The organism is Allobosea spartocytisi (assembly GCF_014764685.1).
Taxonomy (GTDB): domain Bacteria; phylum Pseudomonadota; class Alphaproteobacteria; order Rhizobiales; family Beijerinckiaceae; genus Allobosea; species Allobosea spartocytisi.
Genome location: NZ_JACXWY010000062.1, coordinates 1 through 853, shown reverse-complemented (window position 1 = coordinate 853; position 853 = coordinate 1). Strand labels below are relative to the sequence as shown.

The following is an 853-nucleotide window of genomic DNA, read 5'->3' as shown; positions in this document are numbered from 1 at the left end:
CTAGGCTTCGTGGACAAAGGGTAGCCAGAGTTTGACTGCGGCAATGGCGACGAATCCGAGGTAAGATTCCTTGCTCTTGTCGTAGCGTGTGGCGACGCGCCGCCAGTTCTTGAGCTTGCTGAACAGACGCTCGATCAGATTGCGCCACTTGTATTTCTCGGCATCGTGCGGCGCAGGGTTCTTGCGGTTGCGCTTGGCCGGTATGACGGCCTCGATCTCGGCTTTCGCCAACTCCTCGCGAATGGCGTCGGCATCATAGCCCTTGTCCGCCAGCAGCGCTTCGATCTTGTCGGCGACCATCCGCAGCAGCGGCGCGAAGCCCTTGACGTCGTGTGCCTCTCCGCCCGTCAGGACGAAGCCGAGCGGGCGGCCTTTGGCATCGCAGCGGGCATGGAGTTTGGTGGTAAAGCCGCCACGCGATCGACCAAGCGCCTCTGTTTGCTGAGTCCCCTTTTTATGCCGACTGCGCAGTGATGCGCCCGGACGATGGTTGAGTCGATCATGTCGGCGGAGGGGTCTCGCTCGACCATCTCCGCCAGGCTTTCCAGCATGGCGTCGAAAACGCCGACCTCCAGCCAGCGCCGGTAGCGGCGGAAGACGCTGTTCCATTTGCCGTAATCGTCGGGGAGATGCCGCCACTGCGCGCCCGTCCGCGCCAACCACATCATGCCCTCAAAGTAGCGGCGGTTGTCCTGCGCCGGTCGGCAACCGCGCCCGTGCTCGGCCGGCAGCAAAGGCCCAATCAACGCCCATTCCTCGTCCGTCAGACCGATCCGCTCGCCCAAGGCTTCCTCCAAAAAGAAGCCTTGAATCAATCCGCGTGTCTCAGGTCAAGCTTTGTCCACGAGGCCTA

Annotated in this window: 1 pseudogene; it reads right to left on the bottom strand. The window is 62.4% G+C overall.

The features are described from left to right. Nucleotides 1-734 (bottom strand): annotated as a pseudogene (locus tag IED13_RS28485) (IS5 family transposase). Between the last annotated feature and the right edge of the window lie 119 nt (nt 735-853).